This window comes from Corynebacterium sp. (genome assembly GCF_012837295.1).
Classification (GTDB): Bacteria; Actinomycetota; Actinomycetes; order Mycobacteriales; family Mycobacteriaceae; genus Corynebacterium.
In genome coordinates, this window is the sequence record NZ_DURI01000011.1 from 1 (window position 1) to 2,451 (window position 2,451).

Genomic DNA, 2,451 nt, shown 5'->3' on the forward strand with positions numbered 1-2,451 from the left:
ACTACGACCCTGATGTCGACCCGGACGCGGATCCCGACGACGACTTCGACTACTCCTTCGACTTCCTCGATGAGGACGAGGAGGGCGATGAGGACGAGGATGAAGAGGGGGATGCAGAGGAAGGCGGAGCCGACGACGACGCCGAAGACGGCGACACCGACGAGTCGGAAGACGAGTACTTCGAGGGTGACGAGGACTTCGCTCCGTCGAGTACCGGCTGCTTGCCGCTGTTCGATCTCCCCGGCGCCGGGTACCCGTCCGAGTCTCCGGTGGAGTCGACGATCGCCGACGCGACCTGGGTGTACTTCATCGAGGGGCAGATCGGCGAGGACGTCGACCCGTGCTTGATCCGCTTCGGCATCGGCGGGTGGCAGCTGTACTTTCCGGCGATGGGCCAGTGGTTCCGCGACGACGCCGCGGAGAAGATGGCCACCGAATCCGGACTCTTCGTGCAGACCACGCGCGAGGACGCCGAAGACTGGGTCTTCATCCTCGAAGACCCCGCCGAAGACGGGGAAACCGGTGAAACGTTGACCGTCGAGTCGGAGATCGACAAGTGCCTCGCCCTCGGCTTCGACGAGGACACCGCCCGCCAGGTCGTCCGGATGCGCTGGGCGAATCTGCCGGACGCGCTGCTGTCTGAATGACGGTGGGCGTCGTCAAGCAACCCGCCGTGCGCGGCAGCCCCGACCCGCTTCGTGGTCGCCCGTTTCCGCCCCGGCGCGAATGCGGGCACTGTAGATGCCGTCGGCACGGGCATCGCGCAATCCCGGACGTGCCACCGACTTCCCATCACCTCCCGAGGAGAACCATGACCACCGAAATCGCGCCCATCACCAGCTGGACCCTGATGCAGGAAATCCCCGTGCCCCAGGACATCGGGCCGATCCTCGTGCAGGGCGAGCGGCCGATCACCGCGTTCAAGACCTTCCGAGACTCCGCGATCTTCACCGACCGCCGCATGATCGTCCGCGACGCCCAGGGCCTGCGCGGCAAGAAGGTCGAGCTCTACTCGCTGCCGTACTCGTCGATCAACATGTGGTCGTCGGAGAATGCCGGCACGCTCGATTTCAACGCCGAGCTGGAGCTGTGGACCCGCGCCGGGCACATCAAGGTCAAGCTGGGCCGCGACATCGACATCCGCCGCCTCGACCAGCTCATCGCGCACGCCGTCTTCGGTCAGCTGTAGGTCCGCGAAAGGGCGGGCACGGGGCGGGCGCTGCGTGGGGCTCGCCGGATCGGGGCCGGCACGGCGAGTGGCATCGTTTCCCGCTTGGCGACGGCCCGCATCGCCCGTGTCTGATCCCGTCCCGCGGTGAACCCTCGACACCGTATGCCCCAGGGGGTATGGTGAGGGGCGTCGAATCGGCGCGCCGCCGCACGTGGCGGCGCAGCCGGGACCAACCACGCAAGGAGCGATCATGGCCGAAAACACCGCAGGACCGAACTTCACCGGCACCACCCCGGCGGGCGACGCCGCCGCCGATCCCCACGCCAAGGCGAGCGCCGCGGAGCGCATGGGCATCGGCACCATCGTCCACGGCGACTTCGACGAGGTCGCCGACCGCACCCGCCAGGCCATCGCCGACGGCGGCTTCGGCGTGCTCACCGAGATCGACGTGACCGCCACGCTGAAGAAGAAGATCGACCGCGACATCGAGCGGATCCTCATCCTCGGCGCGTGCAACCCCACCTTTGCCGCTCAGGCGCTGGACGCCACCCGCGACATCTCGCTGGTCATGCCGTGCAACGTCGTCGTGCGCGAGGACCTCGCCCACGGCGGCGACGCCATCCGCGTCACCGCGCTGAATCCCGCGGCGATGGGCGAGATGGCCGGCGTTGAGGGCCTCGACGACATCATGGGCGAGGCCACGAAGATGATGACCGCCATCATCGACTCGCTGAAGTAGCCGCTCTTCGGCGACGCAGCTTCGGTGGCCCTGCTTCCGCTCTGATGCAGCCCTGCTTGCGCCCTGATGCAGCCCTGCTTGCGCCGTGATGCAGCCCTGATTCAGCCCTGCTTCGCCTTCCGGGCGGCCAGGAGGTTGGCGCCCTTGCCTGCCTTTCGCATCGTTGACAGGTACAGCGGCCGCGCGAAGCGCTTGGAATACCAGCCGATCACCGCCACCGAATCGGGCGTGACCACCTGCCGGCGGGCGTCGATGCCCTTCATCGCCCGGTCGGCGACGGTCGCGGCGGTCAGCGGCGTCTTGGTCAGCAGCGTCCGGGCGAGCTCATCGGCTTCGGCGTCGTCGCCGGTCAAGGAATCGGCCAGGTTCGACCGGAAGAACTGGGGGCAGATCACGGTGGTGGTGATGCCGCTCTCGCGCAGTTCGAAATCGACGGTCTCGGCCAGCGCGACGACGGCGGCCTTCGTCGCGTTGTACGTCGACATCTTGATGGGGTGGACCAGGCCCGCCACCGACGACGTCATCACGATCTGCGCGCCCG

At 67.8% G+C, this 2,451-nt stretch carries 3 protein-coding genes and 1 pseudogene; 3 read left to right on the forward strand and 1 reads right to left on the reverse strand.

Going from position 1 to position 2,451, the window contains the following annotated elements; genetic code table 11:
• The 3 genes and pseudogenes from GX015_RS00335 to GX015_RS00345 form a co-directional block, all read left to right on the forward strand.
• Positions 1 to 647: pseudogene (locus GX015_RS00335) on the forward strand (hypothetical protein); the annotation flags it as partial.
• Positions 648 to 811: 164 nt separating this feature from the next.
• Entirely contained in the window at positions 812 to 1,189 is a 378-nt protein-coding gene (locus GX015_RS00340) for a PH domain-containing protein (protein WP_046650266.1), read from the forward strand.
• Positions 1,190 to 1,421: 232 nt separating this feature from the next.
• The gene (locus GX015_RS00345) at positions 1,422 to 1,910 is read left to right on the forward strand and encodes a DUF302 domain-containing protein (protein ID WP_291341922.1); all 489 of its coding nucleotides are present in this window, start codon (positions 1,422 to 1,424) and stop codon (positions 1,908 to 1,910) included.
• Positions 1,911 to 2,011: 101 nt separating this feature from the next.
• On the opposite strand, the gene GX015_RS00350 is transcribed toward GX015_RS00345, so the two are convergent.
• Positions 2,012 to 2,451 (reverse strand): SDR family NAD(P)-dependent oxidoreductase (locus GX015_RS00350; RefSeq protein WP_291341923.1); only part of this gene is annotated, 440 nt, incomplete at its 5' end.

Coding starts and splice junctions, on each gene's coding strand:
- GX015_RS00340 (WP_046650266.1), top strand. CDS start 812: ATGACCACCGAAATCGCGCCCATCACCAGCTGGACCCTGATGCAGGAA.
- GX015_RS00345 (WP_291341922.1), top strand. CDS start 1,422: ATGGCCGAAAACACCGCAGGACCGAACTTCACCGGCACCACCCCGGCG.